Genomic DNA, 17,875 nt, shown 5'->3' with positions numbered 1-17,875 from the left:
GCAGCCAATCACGATGTCACTTGCGACGTTCAAAGACAGCTATAACTCGTTGTAGTTCTTAGTTTTTCTTATAAATCTACAGCTCTGATATGCTTTCCGGCCGCAGGCGGAGATAGCACCATGCAACTCATTGATATCGGCGTCAACCTGACCAACCCCAGTTTCGACGAGAAGCACCAGGCTGTTCTCGACCGCGCCTATGCCGCCGGGGTGCAACAATTGGTGCTCACCGGCACCAGCGTCGACGGCAGCGAACAGGCCTTGGAACTGTGCGTCAACCTCGATGACAGCGGCCAGCGCCTGTTCAGCACGGCCGGCATCCACCCCCACTCCGCCAGCGATTGGAACGGCGATAGCGCCAGGCGCCTGCGTGGTTTGCTCAACGAAAGCCGCGTGCGTGCAGTGGGCGAATGCGGGCTGGATTTCAATCGGGATTTCTCTCCGCGCCCGCAACAGGAAAAAGTCCTCGAAGAGCACTTGGCGCTGGCGGTTGAGCTCAAACTGCCGGTGTTTCTCCACGAACGCGACGCCAACCAGCGCCTGCTGGAGATCCTCAAGGACTACCGCGACCACCTGAGCGCCGCCGTGGTGCATTGCTTCACCGGCGAACAACCGGCGCTGTTCAGCTACCTCGATCTCGATTTGCACATCGGCATTACCGGCTGGATCTGTGATGAACGCCGTGGGACACACCTGCATCCGTTGGTCAGGGAAATTCCCCGTGGTCGTCTGATGCTGGAGAGCGATGCGCCCTACCTGCTGCCGCGCACCCTGCGTCCAAAGCCGAAAAACGGCCGTAACGAACCCGGCTACCTACCGGAAGTGCTGCGCGAAGTCGCCCTGCACCGCAACGAAACGGCCGAGGACCTGGCTCAGCACAGCACCGCTTGTGCCCGCGCGTTTTTCGGGCTGCCTGCCGTGGATTGATGCGGTGCATTGACCCATGTCAAAACCGCTTTTCTGAGTAGCGGCACAATAATGGCACCTTGCCAATGCTGTTTCCGCTATCAGAGAAAACCTTCCATGGGTGCCTGGCTTAGCAATATCTCGCTGAAATACAAATTCTGGGCCGTCAACGCGGTCGCCTTTATCACGACCCTGCTCCTCGTGCTGTACGCCGTGCATCTCGAACAGCAATCGCGCAGCCATGCGTCCCAGGCCTCGGCACAGGCCCAGGCGCAATTGCTCGGAGCCTGGCCGGCCGACAAGACCCTGCCCAAGAGCGAGCACTGGCTGACGTTTGCCCGCGGCCAGGTCCCACAGCTGGCCGATCAGGATCTGTCAGCCCTGAGCAGCAACACGGGTTGGGTCGAACTCAACCCCATGCCGCTGTTCGGCGAAAACACGCTGATGGGTGCCGAAGTGATCGCCCGCCCTGATGGGCAATACATTGCCGTGCTCGCCCACGCCCCCAGCCTGAGCCAGGTATTCAGCGAACGCTTCGCCAACTACGCCGTGGCGGTGCTGATCCTGATGCTGGCGATGCTCTGCGCCTCGCAATTGCTGATCCGCTTCCTGCTCAGCCAACTCAACACCCTCAAGGACGTGATGCTGCACGTGGAGAAAACCGGCGACCTGTCGGCCCGCGTGCCATTGGCCTGCAAGGATGAAGTCGGCCAGATGGCCAGCGCCTTCAATGCCATGCAAGCCGGTTATCAACGCGTGGTCAGCACCGTGGCGCGCACCGCCAAGCTTCTGGACGAGGGTGCCGCTCGATTGGCCAGCAGCATGAACGAGGTACAACACGGCATGCTTGGCCAGCAAAGCGAGACCGACCAGGCCGCCACCGCCATCAACGAAATGACCGCCACCGTCTACCATATCGCCCAACATGCCGGTGCCACCCGCGACTTGTCCCAGGCCGCCGACACCCTCGCTGGCAGCGGTCAGGACGTGGTCACTCGCGTACAGCATTCAATCGCCGGCCTGTCTTCCGGCGTGCAACAGACCGCCGAAATGATCCAGAAACTGGCCGAGGACAGCCAGAAAATCAACAGCGTGGTCAGTGTGATCCACAGCATCGCCGAACAGACCAACCTGCTCGCCCTCAACGCCGCTATCGAAGCTGCTCGCGCCGGGGAAATGGGCCGTGGGTTTGCCGTGGTCGCCGACGAAGTGCGCAACCTGGCCAAGCGCGTGCAAAGCTCCACCGACGAAATCACCCGCATGGTCTCGGCGCTGCAGGCCGGCACCCGCGACGCGGTGGACTTCATGCAGGAAAGCTCGTTCAAGGCCGACGACTGCGTACAACAAGCCCTGGAAGCCGGCACAGCACTCGCCGAAATCACCAGCGCCGTGGCGCAAATGCGTGAAAGCAACACCCAGATCGCCGTCGCCGCCGAACAGCAAAGCCACGTGGCCGAAGAGATGAACCGCGCAGTGGTGAGCATTCGTGATGTGACCGAGAACACCGTGCAACAGACGGTGGATTCGGCGACCACCAGCAATGAGCTGGCAACGTTGGCTGGGGAGTTGAGCAAGGCGATTGGGCAACTGAAGCTGTAGGGCTTCTCCATCTGTAATCCGACTCCTACGATCGACTCTGCGTTTACCCGAAGTTTTGGCGAACCCTCCTAGCCGTCTTGGCGAATAGCGCCGACTTCTTTACCTGACGAACCTCTCCAAAGTCTCTCGCCTGATCATTCAGTGCGAGGGACCGCCGATGCACCTACCCGTTAATGCCCTGGTCGTCGGGGCGGCCTCTTGATTCCCGTGATTGCCAGCTTTGTCCTGGCCCCCATGGATACTGAGGCGCCGGACGTTGAGCGCGTCTTTCGTGACTTTCGCGGTTGCCTGAATACCTTTGATGAGTGGGCCGGAAGCTTCTGGAGCGCTTCGGCGCTGGAGGTTGAGCAGGTCTTCAAGGTCGGCGATGAGGTAGCGCTGGTCGCGCCGATCAATCGCTCAATCATCCCCAGCAGCACCGTCGCCACGTGCCCGGCCAACGGCACCCTGACCCTGGTGCATATGTTTGAAAGCACGCGCTTCGTGCCCATCGGCAACACGCCGGTGATGCTGCAGCGCGTCGATCCCAATGGCGGCCCGTTGGGCGAGCCGATCCACAAGACCATCGGCCCCAGCGGCCTCCTCGAAATCACCGAGTGTGATCGCAACCAGCCGTACCGAATCAGTTTCTACCCCAACGTTTCCAGGGATCACGTCAAGGCGCTGTATGGGTCTTATCAGTCGGTGATCGCGGGGTTGGAGGCTCGCCTGCGTGACGAATGGACCAGGACCTTCCAGCCCCAATGGGACGACTTCGCCAACGCCCCGCCGCTCGAGCGCAGCGCGATGCAGGGCTTGGCCTTTTCCACCGGGATTGCCAAGGCGTTCTACAACCTGTGGGACAACGTTACGCAACTGTATGACTTGCTGGCGGACCTCAAGGCCAACAGCGAAAAGTTGCTGCAATACATCTCCCAGGCCGAACTTGATGAACTGCTGAAGCTCGGCAAGGACGCCATTGCAAAGGGGCTGTTGGTGCTCAGCGATGAGCCGCTGCTGTTTATCTACGTGTCGGCCATGGTCAGTTGGCTACGCCTGCTGCCACCGCCCGAGCTGTATGAAGTGCTGGGCGAGATCAGCGGTGAGGTGTTGATCAATCTGTTCCTGATCTGGGCGACCCGCGGCATGGGCGTGCAGATTCGCCTGGGCGCTCAGGTGCTGGGACATATCAAATCCGGACGAGCGCGCCAGTGGCTGGAGAGGCTGGCTGATCAGTTGGTGGGACCGACGTTGGACGCGCATGTCGAGGCAGTGAAGCCTTTGCTGCTCGGTGGCCCGGCGACAGCGATCAAGACTGTGCCGGTTGCGCCGTTGAAGGTTGGGGAGCATGTGGTTTCGAACCCGGTGTCGGCGGCTCGCAGGAAGACTCGGCAGACGGTGTTGGTCAGGCAGGAACCTGTCGATGATGTGCCTGTTTCAGGGAAGAACCCGAACGGGGATGCGGCGGCGGCTTCGGATAAGACCGTCACCAACGGTTGCCCCGTGTCGATGGTTACCGGGGAGGAATTGCTCACCCTCACCGACGGCACGTTGGATGGGATCTTGCCGTTCGAGTGGACCCGGCTGTATCGCACCAGTGCGGTGGAAGTGGATGGCGGGTTGGGGTTTGGCTGGAGTCATTCGCTGGCGCATCGGCTGGTGGTGTCGGGCGATTCGGTGGTGTGGACGGACCATGAGAACCGCTCGATTGGGTTTCCACTGCCGACTGTTGCTCGACCCGCCATCACCAATAGCCTCGCGGAAGCCGCGATCTATTTAGGTACGTCGCCGGATGAGTTGGTGTTGGCCCAGGCGTCGCGGTTTTATCACTTTCGCGACGGTGTGCTGGTCTCGATCAGTGATGCGTACGACAACCGGCTGCGGATTTCTCGGGATTTTCTGGGGCGGATTGAGCGGCTGGATAACGGTGTCGGGCGTTCGCTGTTCCTGCGCTATGCATTTGGCCACATCGTGGCGGTGGACTATCAGGTCCAGCGCGCCAAGGGGCATGAACCCTTCGAGTGGGTGACCGAGCAGACCGTTGTTTCCTACGCCTATGACGACCTGGGACGGTTGGTTTCGGCGACCAATGCGGTCGGTGAAAGCGAGGTTTATCGCTACGACGATCAGCACGTCATTCTTGAGCGGGGCTTGGCCGGTGGGGCGAGTTTCTTTTGGGAATGGGAACGGACGGGCAAGGCCGCGCGATGTGTCCGGCATTGGGCCAGTTTTTCCCAGATGGACACGCGGTATGCCTGGGGGGACGACGGCCGTGTCACGCTGCACAACGCCGATGGCAGTCAGGAAGTGTACGTCCATGACGACCGGGCGCGGCTGGTGCAGCGGATTGATCCGGACGGTGCCCAGCATTTCAAATCCTACGATGCCAAAGGCCGGCTGACGGTTGAGCAGGACCCGATGGGGGCGGTGACGGCGTATCAGTATGACGAAGCCGGACGCTTGGTGGCGTTGTTTCCCGGGGATGATGAGCCGACAACCTACGAGCATGACAGTGGCTTCGTACGGGTTATGCGCCGTGGTGAGGCGGTCTGGAAGTACGAGCGCAATGACCAGGGCGATGTCATCCGCAAGATCGATCCCGATGGTCATGTCACCGACTACAGCTACGACAAATACGGGCAACTGGCTGGGGTTTGGTACCCGGATCATAGTTGCCATCGGCTGGTGTGGAATGAGCGCGGACAGTTGCTTGAAGAGCAACTGCCAAATGGCGGGATCAAGCGTTATCGCTATGACGACCTGGGGCGCCAGATTGCACGCGAGGATGAGCATGGCGCGCTGACCCAGTATCAGTGGGACAGCGTGGGTCGCTTGGTTCGCGTGGTGCTGTCCGGTGGGGCGTGTCGGGAATACAGCTACAACCCCTACGGCAAAATCACCGCCGAACGCGATGAGCTGGGGCATGTCACCCGCTACGAATACGCCAACGGCCTGCACCTGATCAGCCGCCGTATCAACGCCGACGGTAGTCAGGTCAAGTACCGCTACGACAACGTGCGGTTACTGCTGACCGAGATCGAAAACGAAGTTGGCGAGACCTACCGACTTGATTACCACCCCAATGGCCTGATCCAGCAGGAAACCGGGTTTGATGGGCAGCGTACGGCATACGTCTACGACCTCAACGGCAACCTGCAGGAAAAAACCGAACACGGTGACGATGGCAGTCAGCTCGTTACCCGTTACGAGCGCGATCACGCCGGGCGCCTCGTACGAAAAACCCTGCCTGATGGCAATACCGTCGATTACGCCTACGACCGCCAGGGCAACCTCCTCAGCGTCGACGACGGCCACTGGGCGCTAGCCTACGAATACGACCGCCAAAACCGCCTCACCGCAGAACACCAGGGCTGGGGCACCTTGCGCTACGGCTACGACGCCTGCGGCCAGCTTCAACACCTGCGCCTGCCCGATAACAACCGGCTGGTTTTTAATCATGCGAAAGGCGGCCACCTCGCCAGCGTCGCGTTAAATGGCACGCTGCTGACGTCTCACCTATTCAAGGCCGGCCAGGAACATCAGCGCCAACAAGGCCAACTCCTCAGCCACTACCACTACGACGACCAACACCGCCTGCATGCCCACGCAATCACCCAGCAACAAGACCACCTCTACCAACGCCAATACGACTACGACAAAACCGGCAACCTCACCCGCCTGCTCGATACGCGCAAAGGCGAACACCACTACCACTACGACCCGCTAGGCCGCCTCACCCGCGCCGACCACTCCCAAGACCTGCAGGAACGCTTCGGCCACACCCCCGCCGGCAACCTGCTCATGCAAGACCGCCCCGGCCCCGACATCGTCGCCGGCAACCGCCTGATGATCCAGGGCGACCGCCACTACGACTATGACGCTTTCGGCAACCTCATCCGCGAGCAGCGTGGCAAAGGCCATCAACTCGTCACCGAATACCGCTACGACTGCCAGCATCGGCTGATCGGCATCACCCAACCCAACGGCCAAACCGCCAGCTATCGCTATGACCCGTTTGGGCGACGAATCAGCAAAACCGTGGACGGCATCACCACGGAGTTTTTCTGGCAAGGCGACAGGCTGATTGCCGAGCACCATGCGGATCGCCATCGCAGTTATCTCTATGAACCGGACAGTTTCCGCCCTCTGGTTCTGTTGGAAGGCTTTGGGCCGCAAGACACCAAAGCCTTCCACTACCAACTCGACCACCTCGGCACGCCGCAGGAACTCACCGACCCCGACGGCGAAATCGTCTGGTCCGCGCACTACCGCGCCTACGGCCAGATCAGCCGACTCGACAAAGGCACAATCGACAACCCGCTGCGTTTCCAGGGTCAGTACTTCGATCAGGAAAGCGGACTGCACTACAACCGCCATCGCTACTACAATCCAGATATTGGGTGTTACCTGACGCCGGATCCGGTGAAGTTGGCGGGTGGGATCAACGCGTACCAGTACGTGCCTAACCCTACGGGTTGGGTAGATCCACTCGGACTGAATGCCCGTTGCACCGGCGTAGTAAAGAAAAATCCAACCTGCGCAATACCTGTTGAGCCTCACGCACCTTATGTATCTCGTAAAGGAGCATTCCGCGAAGCAAAAAGAGACGCCAATATACCGACATCGCAACAACCCGATGTATTTATCGACGCGGGTTCTGGCGCAAAAAAACAATACAACACTGTGAAAATGTCAGATATGAATGAAAAAACAATTTTAGATAATTCTGGAAAACCGATTAAGACGAGGGTCTACCAATATACGAGAGCCGATGGTTCCAAAATACTAATACAAGACCATTCAGCAGGGCATAATTTCGGTGCTCAAAACGGAGCAGGCGATCAAGGCTCTCACTTCAACCTACGCCCAATTGATACACCGCGAACCGGCAAAGTCCCGGGGACAAAAGACCACTACCCATTTAAGGATAAAAAATGAAGCATTGGAATGATCTTGAAGGAACCATATTTTTTAATAAATTATTCAGTCGTCCAATTGAAATTCGCGAGATTTATATACACTCTCTGACGATAGAAAACGACCAACCTTCTCTCAGCATTGGTTTTGACATACCAGACTTTCCAGATTTTTTACCTCCAAAATGGGAGAACAAAGGATACAATACATGCAGGATTGGACTAACCTGTAACGCAATAAGTAACCTGCAGATAACCAATCTTCCTCGCCGGGAAATTTTCATTGCGAAAATAACGCGAGAAAACGAGCACTTTATTTTCAACGCAAAATCAGAAAATGCCTCTATTGAATTTAAATCAAAGTGGCTGTCTATGGCTGGGCCGTCAGTTTATATAAATTGTCCTGAACCAGGAGATCATAGCTGGCCAGCATAAGTTTTGTAGAATAGATGGGAGAAAGGGTTAGATGATTTACATAACAGAAACTATGAGCGCTATAGCCAACCCCAATTCGCCCACCCGCCCACCCCGACCTAAACTCTCCCCATGTTATTTCAACGGACAGAGGGTTCACCATCATGGGCAAACGTCATCCCAATCTCCCCGCCTGGCAATGGCGTAACTACCCGCAAAACCATCAGCACCCGACCAACCTGGCGTTGCACCTGATTGCCGTGCCGCTGTTTATCATCGGGTTTCTGTTGATTGTGTCCGGTGTGTTCAGCCTGAGCCTGGCCAGTTTCGCCATTGGCGTAGTCGGCATCCTCGCAGGCCTGGCGTTGCAGCGTCATGGCCATAGCCTGGAAGCCGAGGCCGGTGAGCCGTTCAGTGATCGTAAAGACGCGGTACAGCGCCTGGTGGTCGAGCAGTTCCTGACGTTCCCGCGCTTTGTGTTGAGCGGTGGCTGGTGGCGTGCCTGGCGGCTGCGCCACCGCCACTGACGATCAGGCGAAGACCACCACGGTCTGGCGGCTGAGGGCGATCAACGCGCCCGTTGGACTCCACAGCGCGGCGGCGGCGTGACCATAGCCGTCGCGCGCATGCTCGATGCTGACGTGGTACTGGCACCAGTCCAGGGTCGTCAGATCCTGCAAGGGCTGGATGAATTCGATGGTCCAGGTCAGGGTGCTGCCCGGAGCGGGCTTTTTCAGGTGCGGCAGTAACGCCGGTGGCCAGGCGTCGACCAGGGCGAGGATATGCGCTTCGGTCAGCGGTTCTTCCTTCACATCCCCGCGCAAGCGAACCCACCCGCCCATCTCGCGGGATTTATTCCCGGTAAACGGCAAACCGCCAACGCTCCAGCGCATCGCCAGGTGGCGCATGAATTCAGGCGTGACGCCTTTGATATAGGGCAGTTCCTGGCATTCATCCCAGTGCTTGAACGTCGGCGGCGGCTCGCTGGCCACATCGATTTCCGACTCGCGGGATGCGCCAAAACTCGCCTGTACCAGGGTCGCCACATCACCGTTCTGCACAACACGGCCGAGCAACTGGCTGACCGCCTTGCCTTCACGCAACACTTCGACTTGATAGCTGGCGGGTACATCGGGCGCGACCGGGCCAACGAAGGTGATCGCGAGCGAGCGCAATGGGCGGTCCGTCGGCACCTCGGCGCGCAAGGCTTCGTATTGCAACGCAGCAACCAGGCCACCGAACGTGGCGCGGCCCTGGGCCCATTCAGCGGGAATGGTGACATCCAGCGGGTTGCTTCGGGCGGCGTCGAGCAAATCACTAAAGCGCATGGCGACCTCACATCAAAAAAAAACAGATGGGCGATCTTAACCAGCGCGCGGGCAAGGTACAGCGCTCATTCCGGCCGAAAGCCGGACCGTTTTAGAAACAATCCGCGCTGAGTTTGTCCAGCACGCGATCCGCCTGCCCTTCGGCCTTGGCCATGGTGCGATGCCAAATCGCAACACAGGGCTGCAGATCAGCTTGATGTTCGGCCTGGGCCAACCATTGCCAGCAGTCATGCCAATCACCCAGTGCCGCTTGGGCTTTCTTCAGGCGTGGCAGGGCATTGGCGGGCAACTTATCCAGCTGGGGGTAAGCCTCGGCGGCATAGCGCACACGCTTGATCAACAAGCGCAAACGGTGGCGATCATGGTCTGGATCTTTCAGCGCTTGATCGAGTTTCTGCCATTGCCTGGCCAGGCGCTTCTCAATGCGCGGTCGCAAACCCTTGAGCAATTTCTGGTGCTCCGAGGCGCGGATAAAGCGCGGGAATGCATCAAGGATCAGCAGCAGATGGGCAACTTCCGGGCCCTGTGCCACCTGGCGATAGGCGTCGGGTTGCAGGCGCAGGCGTCGATCAGCGGCCTCGTGATAACCATGCTGATGCAAATACGCCGCCAGCACCTCTCGGTCGCGTAGCGGCGTCGTCAACTGGCCGACCGTGCCGGCGGCCAATTCAAGCTGTTCCACACCCGGCAGCCCGCGCAAAGGACGCAACAGACTGCGCAGGCGGCGCACGGTGGTGCGCAGATCATGCAGGGCTTCATCATCGGTGACGGCAGCGAGGCGAGCCTGGCAGCTCAGTAACCCTACTTCCAGGCCAATGACCTGAGCGACTAACTGATCGACCAAAGCTGACATCCTGCCCTCACTCTCAGATGAAAAATCCCACACTGCGCTACACGTTAACGCCCGGCGCGCGACTCACGAATATAGAACCGCGCTTTTTCGGCCTTGTTGGCGCAGCCTTCAAACGCCTCGAATTGCTGCTGGGTCTTGGCGCCAGTCAACAACGACAAAGCCTTGGAGTAGCTGACGGTGCCGGCAAAACCTTCGGCCTTGGCCAGGTCGAGCTCTTTCCAGGCGGCATCCAATTGCGAGCCACAGCTGTCGCGGTATGCGGTTTTCCCGGCACAACCCGCCAGGGCCAACATGATCACAGGCACACACATCCAGGCTTTCATCGATGACACCTCAAAATAAAGAAAAACAGTCGTACGCTGTAGACGTTGCCTACAAGAAAAAGTGCCTTGTCCTTAGCCTGAAATCGGTAGTACCTATTGCCAGAGCATACCCGAGCCTGGGCGCTATTCTTGAAAAATATTGCCAGGCGCAACGAAGATTGAAGCGGCCCCCACAATAGGCGCATTGTGGGCCCCCGTTTATGAAGGACATCGACCATGAAGAAACGTGTTGCCTTGGTGTTGGGTTCCGGCGGGGCCCGGGGCTACGCCCATATCGGGGTGATCGAGGAAATCGAACGGCGCGGCTACGACATCGCCTGTATCGCCGGTTGCTCCATGGGTGCCGTGGTGGGCGGGATCTACGCCGCGGGCAAACTGGACGAGTATCGAAACTGGATTGAAAGCCTCGACTACCTCGACGTGCTGCGCCTGGTGGACGTGAGTTTCCGCCTTGGGGCGATTCGTGGCGAAAAGGTCTTCGGGCAAATCCGCAAGATCGTCGGCGAGATCAATATCGAAGAGCTGCGCATCCCCTACACCGCCGTTGCCACCGACCTGACCAACCAACAGGAAATCTGGTTCCAGGAAGGCTGCCTGCACCAGGCCATGCGCGCCTCGGCGGCGATTCCCAGCCTGTTCACCCCGGTGATGCAAGGCAACCGCATGCTGGTGGACGGCGGCCTGCTCAACCCGCTGCCGATCGTGCCGGTGGTGTCGAGCCATTGTGACTTGATCATCGCGGTCAACCTCAACGCCACCAACCAGAAACACTACCAGTTGCCGGTGATCCAGCGCCCGCCGGCATTCAAGAGCCGCTTCAACAGCCTGGCGAAATCACTGGGTTCGCACCTGCCGTTTCGCCGCAAGCAGGCCGAGCAGTTGATGAAACTTGAGCAGGAAGCCTTGCAGGCCCAGGCGGCCGAGATCAATCCGTGGCTGGAGTCGGCCGAACCCGAATCCCAGCAACCTGCCGCCGCTCCGGAAAAGCCGGGGGCGCCGAAGTCGGCCACCGGTTCATTCATCATCGATAACGTCGGGCCTGCATCATTGCTGGATCTGATCAACCAGAGTTTCGAGGTGATGCAAACCTCGCTGGCGCAATACAAGATCGCGGGCTACCCGCCGGATGTACTGATCAACGTGCCGAAGCGGGTGTGCCGGTTTTTCGAGTTCTACAAGGCGCCGGAGTTGATCGCACTTGGGCGGGAAATTGCCAGTGATACCCTGGATCGCTATGAGAGTGAGCAGCGCTGAGACAGCCGTGTCGCTAGAGCCGTGGTGAGCGGGCTTGCCCCGCGCTGGGCTGCGCAGCGGCCCCACTCAATGAGGAGCGCGCAGTGTCAGGTACTCCTTTGGGCCTGGTTTTGGGGCTGCTACGCAGCCCAGCGCGGGGCAAGCCCGCTCACCACAGAACCCACAGAACCACAGAGCCACAGAGCCACAGAGCCACAGAGAGACTGACAGATCGCCTCAGGCGCTCAACAATCGATACCCCACTCCAGCCTCGGTCACGATAAACCTCGGCTGGGTCGGATCATCCGCCAGCTTCTGGCGCAGATGCCCCACCACAATCCGCAGGTAGTGACTGTCGTCGGTGTGGGTCGGGCCCCAGATGTCTTTGAGCAGTTGCTGTTGGGTGATCACCCGTCCCGGATGCCGCGCCAGTTGTGCCAGCACCGCGTATTCCTTGCGGGTCAGTGCCACCTCGGCGCCGTCCAGCAGCACGCGGCGATAGGCCAGGTCCACCGTCAACGGGCCAAACTGCAGCGCCGCTTCCTGGGTCTCGCCCACCGGCGCCTGGCGCAACAAGGCGCGCACGCGGGCCAGGAACTCCTGGATGCCGAAGGGCTTGGTGACATAGTCATTGGCGCCACCGTCGAGGGCTTCGACCTTCTGCCCTTCGCTGGCCCGCACCGACAGCACCAGTACCGGCACCGTCGACCACTCACGAAACTCGCGCAACACCTGCTGGCCGTCCATGTCCGGCAGGCCCAGGTCGAGCACCAGCAAGTCGGGTTTGCTCAACGCCGCCTGGGCCAGGCCTTCGTTGCCGGTACCGGCCTCGATCACTTTGTAGCCCTGGGAGGCCAGGCTGATGCGCAGGAATTTGCGGATCTGCGGTTCGTCATCAATGACTAAAATCGTCGCGGTCTGGCTCATGGCGTCCAATCAACATCCGAAGAGAAAACAGGGTAGCTCACGCCTCGCCTTCCAGGCCAGGCTGTGTCGGCAACGGCAGGAACAGCGTGATGCAGGTACCGCGCCCCTCAATGCCATCGGCCACGCTGATATGCCCACCATGGGCGCCGACCATGCCCTGGCAGATCGCCAGGCCGAGGCCGGTGCCCTGCCCGCCTCGATCACCGCGTGCGGCGGTGTAGAACATGTCGAAGATCTTCGCCCGCTCATCCTCAGGAATACCGGGCCCCTCATCCGCCACGGCGAAAAACAATCGGTTATCCGAGACGCCGGCGCTCAGTTGCAATCGACCGTGGGGCGGTGAAAAGCGCGCGGCATTTTCCAGCACATTGACCAGTGCCTGTTCGATCAACGCAGCATGGACATAGAGCAGCGGCAACTCCGCCGGCACATCGGTGCTCACCTGCAGCGGTGCCAGCACCGCGCGCAAGCGCCCGAGCGCACTGCCGACAATATCGCCGGGCGACACCCAGTCCCGCGCCAGCTTCAGCGCGCCATGGCCCAGTCGCGTCATGTCCAGCAGGTTCTGGATATAGCGGTCCAGGCGCTCGGCTTCATCACGAGTACCTTCGAGCAACTCGCGGCGATCCTCCAGGGGGATGGCTTCGCCGAGCGCCAGCAGGCTGTCGATACTGCCGCGCATGGAGGTCAACGGTGTGCGCAAATCGTGGGACACCGACGCCAGCAAGGCGCTGCGCAGTTGCTCGGTTTCGCCATGCAAACGGGCGGATTCCAGCTCCTGGGCCAACTGCGCCCGCGCCAGGGCCTGGGCCAGGGGCTGGCTCAAGGCGGTGAGCAAGCGACGGCGTTGGCCGCTCAATTCCAGGCCCGGCTTGGCACTGACGCCGAGCAACCCGAGCGGGCCTTCTTCGCCCGACAACGGCCACCACCACCAGCGCCCGAACGGTAGGGTGCCGGTGCCCATACCTGCCGGCTGGTCATGCTGCCAGGCCCAATCGGCCGCAGCACGCTCGGCTTCGGTGAAGGTCAGCGGGCCGCCGGTCTCGACTTTCCAGCCACCCTGGCCGTCGCGATTGACCAGGCACAGATCCAGGTCGCTCCAGCCTTCCAGATGGTGGGCGGCGGCACTGATCACCGCCTGGCGGTCGGTGGCGGCGGTGAGTTTGCGCGACAGGTCGAGCAGTTCGCCGGTTTCTTCCTGGGTGTCGCGCAATGCCTGCAACTGACGGCGCTGGCGTGCGGCAAGATTGCCGGTGAGCGCCGCCATCAGCAGGAAGAACAACAGCGTCAGCACGTCCTCTTCGCGCTGGATGGCGAAGGAGAAATTCGGCGGGATAAACAGGAAGTCATAGGTCAGGAACGACAACGCCGCACACACCAGGGACGGCCCCAGGCTGCTGCGCACCGCCACCAGCAACACGGCGGCAAGAAACACCAGCGAGATATTCGGCAACGGCAGTGCGCTTGCCACGGCCCAGGCCACAGCGGCGGCGACGAGGGTCGCAACCACGGCCAAGGCGTAATCGAACCACACCAGGCCGCGCACATCCGGCAAGCGTGGGGCTGCGGGCACATCGTCGCTGTCGAGGACGTTGATTTCCAAGCCACGGGCATTACGCAACAGGCGCGCCGCCAAGCCGCCACCGAACAGGCGACGCCGCCAACGCATTCGCGACTGCCCCACCAACAGCAGGCTGGCACGGCGTTCGGCGGCATGCTGGATCAAGGTCTTGGCCACCTCCCCCGCCCGCAGCAGCACCACTTCGCCGCCAAGGCGCTCGGCCAGTTGCTGGGCGTTTTGCAGGCGCAGGCGGGCCTGCTCATCCCGCGCACGGCCGTTGTCGATATGCACCAGGCTCCACGGCAAATGCCGGCGCTGGGCGACGCGACTGGCATGGCGCACCAGGCGTTCGGCCTGCGCATCGCCATCCACGCCCACCAACAGACGACCGCGCACCGCCGGCGCCGCCTGGCCGAGCTGGCGATAGCCCTGGGCCAAATCGTCGTCGACATGGGCGGCGGCGGTCTGCATCGCCAGCTCGCGCAGGGCCATCAGGTTGGTCTGGGTGAAGAACGCATCGATGGCGGCGCGGGCCTGCTCCGGCACATACACCTTGCCGTCGCGCAGACGCTCAAGCAGTTCGCGGGACGGCAGGTCGATCAGCAGCAGTTCGTCGGCTTCCTGCAGCACCCAATCCGGCAAGGTTTCGCGGACCTGCACACCGGTGATACCGCGGACCTGGTCATTCAGGCTTTCCAGGTGCTGGACGTTGACCGTGGTAAACACGTTGATGCCGGCGGCGAGCAGTTCCTGAATATCTTGCCAGCGCTTTTCATGGCGGCTGCCGGGGGCGTTGCTGTGGGCCAGTTCGTCCACCAGCACCAGCTTGGGCTTGGCGGCGAGCAGGCCGTCGAGGTCCATTTCTTCGAGCATCACGCCACGGTATTCGCTGCGCAACAGCGGTTGTTGCGGCAGTCCGCTGAGCAAGGCTTCGGTCTCGGCGCGGCCGTGGGTTTCAACCACGCCGGCGATCAGTTTGACGCCCTGGCGCAGTTGGGTGTGGGCAGCCTGAAGCATGGCGTAGGTCTTGCCCACACCCGGCGCAGCGCCGAGGAAAACTTTGAGCCGGCCACGGCCGTCCCGGGGTAGATCGGCTAGCAGGGCATCGGCGCGGCCGGAGTCGCTCATGCGGGCAGTGTCCTTCAGGTATTGATCGGGTTACAGCTTTTCCAACGCCATGTTCAGCGCCAGCACATTCACCACCGGCGGCCCCACCAGCGGGCTTTCGATGTGTTCATCCAGCAACCGTTGCAGGGTCGACACCGGCACATTTCGTGCGGCAGCCACCCGTGCCAGTTGATAGGCAATCGCCTGGGGTGGCAAGTGTGGATCAAGACCGCTGCCGGAGGTAGTCAGCGACACCAAAGGCACCGGGCCCTGGCCGGGCACCAATTGCTTGTTCGCGTCATCGAACACGCGGGTGGCCAAGGCCGGGTTGCTGGGGCCGAGGTTACTGGCGCTGCTGGAAACCGTCGCAAAGGCCCCCGCCGAAGGGCGCGGATGGAACCAGCTGTCACCGGTAAACTCCTGGGCGATCAGGCTGGAGCCACGCACCTTGCCGCTGGCATCGCGCACCAGGCTGCCGTTGGCCTGGTCCGGGAAAGCGACTTGGGCGACGCCGGTCACCACCAGTGGGTAGGCCACGCCGGTGATCAGGGTCATGAGCACCAGCAGGCTCAGGGCCGGGCGGATTATGTTGGACATTTCAAATTCCTCAATTCGGTCTTTGCAACCTGTGGGCACCGGGGTGGTGCCCACAGGCATCGGGTCACACCAGGTGCAGCGCGGTCAGCAGCAGGTCGATCGCCTTGATGCCCACGAACGGCACCAGCAACCCGCCCAGGCCATAGATCAGCAGGTTGCGCCGCAGCAACGCCGCCGCACTCGCGGCCTGCACACGCACACCACGCAGCGCCAGGGGAATCAGCACCACGATGATCAGCGCGTTGAAGACGATGGCCGAAAGGATCGCGCTCTGGGGGCTCTGCAAGTGCATCACGTTGAGCACGCCCAACTGCGGGTAGATCGAGGCGAACAACGCCGGCAGGATCGCGAAGTACTTGGCCACGTCGTTGGCGATGGAAAAGGTGGTCAACGCGCCACGGGTCACCAGCAACTCCTTGCCGATCTGCACCACGTCCAGCAGCTTGGTGGGGTCGCTGTCGAGGTCGACCATATTGGCGGCCTCGCGGGCGGCCTGGGTGCCGTCGTTCATCGCCATGCCGACGTCCGCCTGGGCCAGTGCCGGGGCGTCGTTGGCACCGTCGCCGCACATCGCCACCAGGCGGCCGTCGTTTTGCTCGTGACGGATGCGCGCGAGTTTTTTCTCCGGGGTCGCTTCGGCCAGCACGTCATCCACACCGGCTTCGGCAGCAATCGCAGCGGCCGTCAGCGGGTTGTCACCGGTGACCATCACCGTGCGAATGCCCAGCTTGCGCAGCTCGGCGAAACGTTCGCGGATACCGGGCTTGACCACGTCCTTGAGGTGGATCGCACCGAGCAATTTGCCGTCGGCACACACCAGCAAGGGTGTGCCGCCGCTCTGGGCGATCTTGTCGATTTCCCGTGCCAATGCCGGTTGCAGGTCGCCACGTGGCTGGCCGATAAACGCCAGCAACGAATCCACTGCGCCTTTGCGGAACACGCGGCCCTGGTAGTCGACACCGGACAAGCGGGTTTCGGCGCTGAACGGTACCGCGGTCAGTTCATCCAGGGATGGCTCGGCCTGCGGGTGCAGAGCCCGTAGGTATTCGACGATGGATTTGCCTTCTGCCGTGTCATCGGCCAAAGAGGCAAACAACGCACCTTCGGCCACTTCCTTGCCGCTGACGCCAGGCGCCGCAACCACCGCCGCACACCGACGGTTACCAAAAGTGATGGTGCCGGTCTTGTCCAGCAGCAACACATGCACGTCACCGGCCGCCTCCACGGCACGACCAGACTTCGCGATCACATTAAGGCGCACCAGACGGTCCATGCCGGCAATACCGATGGCCGACAACAAGCCGCCGATGGTGGTAGGAATCAGCGTCACCAGCAGTGCGACCAAAAACACCAGGGGCAAGCTGCCATTGGCGAAGTGGGCGAACGGCTGCAAGGTCACGACCACCAGCAGGAAGATCAGGGTCAGGCCGATCAGCAGGATATCCAGCGCGACTTCGTTGGGGGTTTTCTGACGCTTGGCGCCTTCGACCAGGGCGATCATGCGGTCCAGGGTGGACTCGCCGGGATTGGCGGTGATGCGGATCAGCAGCCAGTCCGACACCAGCCGCGTGTTGCCGGTGACGGCCGAGCGATCGCCGCCGGACTCGCGGATCACCGGTGCGGATTCACCGGTGATCGCCGCTTCGTTGACCGCTGCGATGCCTTCGACGACCTCGCCATCGCCGGGGATCATTTCCCCGGCGGCCACACGCACCACATCACCTTTACGCAGACTGGTGGCCGGCACGACCTTGAAGCTGCCATCGGCTTCCTTACGCCGCGCGCTCAGGCCTTCGCTGCCGGCCTTGAGGCTGTCGGCACGGGCCTTGCCGCGTCCTTCGGCCAAGGCTTCGGCGAAGTTGGCGAACAGCACGGTGAACCACAGCCACACCGCGATTTGCACGGCCACATACGTCGGTACGGCGGTGTCGGGCACAAAGCACAGCACGGTGGTGAGGATGGCGGTCAGCTCGACCACCAGCATCACCGGCGAGCGTTGCAGCTGGCGCGGGTCCAGCTTGACGAACGCCTGGACCAGCGCCGGGCGCCACAGGGCCGAGACGGCGGTTTTGGCGGGTTCCTGGGTTTTGACCGGGGCCGCGTTTTTTGCAGGCATATTCATGTTCATATCC

The 17,875-nt window shown here is 61.3% G+C and carries 13 protein-coding genes; 6 read left to right on the top strand and 7 right to left on the bottom strand.

Features of this window, described 5'->3' with window-relative positions; all coding sequences use genetic code 11:
* The first annotated feature begins 120 nt into the window (after window positions 1-120).
* From AC07OP_RS22445 to AC07OP_RS22425, 5 genes are all read left to right on the top strand, one after another.
* Window positions 121-927 carry a TatD family hydrolase gene (locus AC07OP_RS22445; RefSeq protein WP_115488057.1) on the top strand — a complete coding sequence of 269 codons (807 nt, stop codon included), beginning with the start codon at window positions 121-123 and terminating at the stop codon, window positions 925-927.
* A gap of 96 nt (window positions 928-1,023) precedes the next feature.
* Window positions 1,024-2,505: a methyl-accepting chemotaxis protein gene (locus AC07OP_RS22440; protein WP_115488056.1), complete on the top strand. Its 1,482-nt coding sequence runs from the start codon at window positions 1,024-1,026 to the stop codon at window positions 2,503-2,505.
* 198 nt (window positions 2,506-2,703) lie between these two features.
* Entirely contained in the window at window positions 2,704-7,422 is a 4,719-nt protein-coding gene (locus tag AC07OP_RS22435) for an RHS repeat-associated core domain-containing protein (protein ID WP_495101264.1), read from the top strand.
* The gene (locus AC07OP_RS22430) at window positions 7,419-7,835 is read left to right on the top strand and encodes an Imm50 family immunity protein (RefSeq protein WP_081744390.1); all 417 of its coding nucleotides are present in this window, start codon (window positions 7,419-7,421) and stop codon (window positions 7,833-7,835) included. The genes AC07OP_RS22435 and AC07OP_RS22430 overlap by 4 nt, the downstream gene beginning before the upstream one ends.
* A gap of 143 nt (window positions 7,836-7,978) precedes the next feature.
* A complete protein-coding gene (locus tag AC07OP_RS22425; protein ID WP_027604139.1) occupies window positions 7,979-8,341 on the top strand; it encodes an Mpo1-like protein in 363 nt (120 codons plus the stop codon).
* A gap of 3 nt (window positions 8,342-8,344) precedes the next feature.
* Here the strand turns inward: AC07OP_RS22425 and AC07OP_RS22420 are convergent, their stop codons facing one another.
* The 3 genes from AC07OP_RS22420 to AC07OP_RS22410 form a co-directional block, all read right to left on the bottom strand.
* On the bottom strand, window positions 8,345-9,142 hold the full coding sequence (locus tag AC07OP_RS22420; protein ID WP_495101263.1) for an acyl-CoA thioesterase: 798 nt from the start codon (window positions 9,140-9,142) through the stop codon (window positions 8,345-8,347).
* A 91-nt stretch (window positions 9,143-9,233) separates the two neighbouring features.
* The gene (locus tag AC07OP_RS22415; RefSeq protein ID WP_065928093.1) at window positions 9,234-9,995 is read right to left on the bottom strand and encodes a CHAD domain-containing protein; all 762 of its coding nucleotides are present in this window, start codon (window positions 9,993-9,995) and stop codon (window positions 9,234-9,236) included.
* A gap of 44 nt (window positions 9,996-10,039) precedes the next feature.
* Window positions 10,040-10,318 carry a hypothetical protein gene (locus AC07OP_RS22410; protein WP_017848818.1) on the bottom strand — a complete coding sequence of 93 codons (279 nt, stop codon included), beginning with the start codon at window positions 10,316-10,318 and terminating at the stop codon, window positions 10,040-10,042.
* Between the two features lie 216 nt (window positions 10,319-10,534).
* Here AC07OP_RS22410 and AC07OP_RS22405 point away from each other — a divergent pair, with 216 nt between their 5' ends.
* A complete protein-coding gene (locus AC07OP_RS22405) occupies window positions 10,535-11,572 on the top strand; it encodes a patatin-like phospholipase family protein (RefSeq protein ID WP_065947440.1) in 1,038 nt (345 codons plus the stop codon).
* A gap of 216 nt (window positions 11,573-11,788) precedes the next feature.
* On the opposite strand, the gene AC07OP_RS22400 is transcribed toward AC07OP_RS22405, so the two are convergent.
* The 4 genes from AC07OP_RS22400 to kdpB form a co-directional block, all read right to left on the bottom strand.
* Complete coding sequence (locus AC07OP_RS22400; RefSeq protein ID WP_027604142.1) at window positions 11,789-12,478, bottom strand: response regulator; 690 nt, start codon at window positions 12,476-12,478, stop codon at window positions 11,789-11,791.
* A 37-nt stretch (window positions 12,479-12,515) separates the two neighbouring features.
* The gene (locus AC07OP_RS22395; protein WP_092359063.1) at window positions 12,516-15,167 is read right to left on the bottom strand and encodes a DUF4118 domain-containing protein; all 2,652 of its coding nucleotides are present in this window, start codon (window positions 15,165-15,167) and stop codon (window positions 12,516-12,518) included.
* A gap of 30 nt (window positions 15,168-15,197) precedes the next feature.
* On the bottom strand, window positions 15,198-15,743 hold the full coding sequence (gene kdpC / locus AC07OP_RS22390; protein WP_495101262.1) for a potassium-transporting ATPase subunit KdpC: 546 nt from the start codon (window positions 15,741-15,743) through the stop codon (window positions 15,198-15,200).
* Window positions 15,744-15,807: 64 nt separating this feature from the next.
* Window positions 15,808-17,871, bottom strand: a complete 2,064-nt coding sequence (kdpB, locus tag AC07OP_RS22385) for a potassium-transporting ATPase subunit KdpB (RefSeq protein ID WP_495101261.1) — start codon at window positions 17,869-17,871, stop codon at window positions 15,808-15,810.
* Window positions 17,872-17,875 lie beyond the last annotated feature (4 nt).

This window comes from Pseudomonas sp. GW821-FHT09D08 (assembly GCF_059416305.1).
This window is presented reverse-complemented; position numbering and strand designations above follow the sequence as displayed.

Bases quoted from the DNA above. Each gene is read 5' to 3' on its own strand.
- AC07OP_RS22445 (WP_115488057.1), top strand. From the start codon at position 121: ATGCAACTCATTGATATCGGCGTCAACCTGACCAACCCCAGTTTCGAC.
- AC07OP_RS22410 (WP_017848818.1), bottom strand. From the start codon at position 10,318: ATGAAAGCCTGGATGTGTGTGCCTGTGATCATGTTGGCCCTGGCGGGT.
- AC07OP_RS22425 (WP_027604139.1), top strand. From the start codon at position 7,979: ATGGGCAAACGTCATCCCAATCTCCCCGCCTGGCAATGGCGTAACTAC.
- AC07OP_RS22400 (WP_027604142.1), bottom strand. From the start codon at position 12,478: ATGAGCCAGACCGCGACGATTTTAGTCATTGATGACGAACCGCAGATC.
- kdpB (WP_495101261.1), bottom strand. From the start codon at position 17,871: ATGAACATGAATATGCCTGCAAAAAACGCGGCCCCGGTCAAAACCCAG.
- AC07OP_RS22415 (WP_065928093.1), bottom strand. From the start codon at position 9,995: ATGTCAGCTTTGGTCGATCAGTTAGTCGCTCAGGTCATTGGCCTGGAA.
- AC07OP_RS22395 (WP_092359063.1), bottom strand. From the start codon at position 15,167: ATGAGCGACTCCGGCCGCGCCGATGCCCTGCTAGCCGATCTACCCCGG.
- AC07OP_RS22420 (WP_495101263.1), bottom strand. From the start codon at position 9,142: ATGCGCTTTAGTGATTTGCTCGACGCCGCCCGAAGCAACCCGCTGGAT.
- AC07OP_RS22440 (WP_115488056.1), top strand. From the start codon at position 1,024: ATGGGTGCCTGGCTTAGCAATATCTCGCTGAAATACAAATTCTGGGCC.
- AC07OP_RS22430 (WP_081744390.1), top strand. From the start codon at position 7,419: ATGAAGCATTGGAATGATCTTGAAGGAACCATATTTTTTAATAAATTA.
- AC07OP_RS22405 (WP_065947440.1), top strand. From the start codon at position 10,535: ATGAAGAAACGTGTTGCCTTGGTGTTGGGTTCCGGCGGGGCCCGGGGC.
- kdpC (WP_495101262.1), bottom strand. From the start codon at position 15,743: ATGTCCAACATAATCCGCCCGGCCCTGAGCCTGCTGGTGCTCATGACC.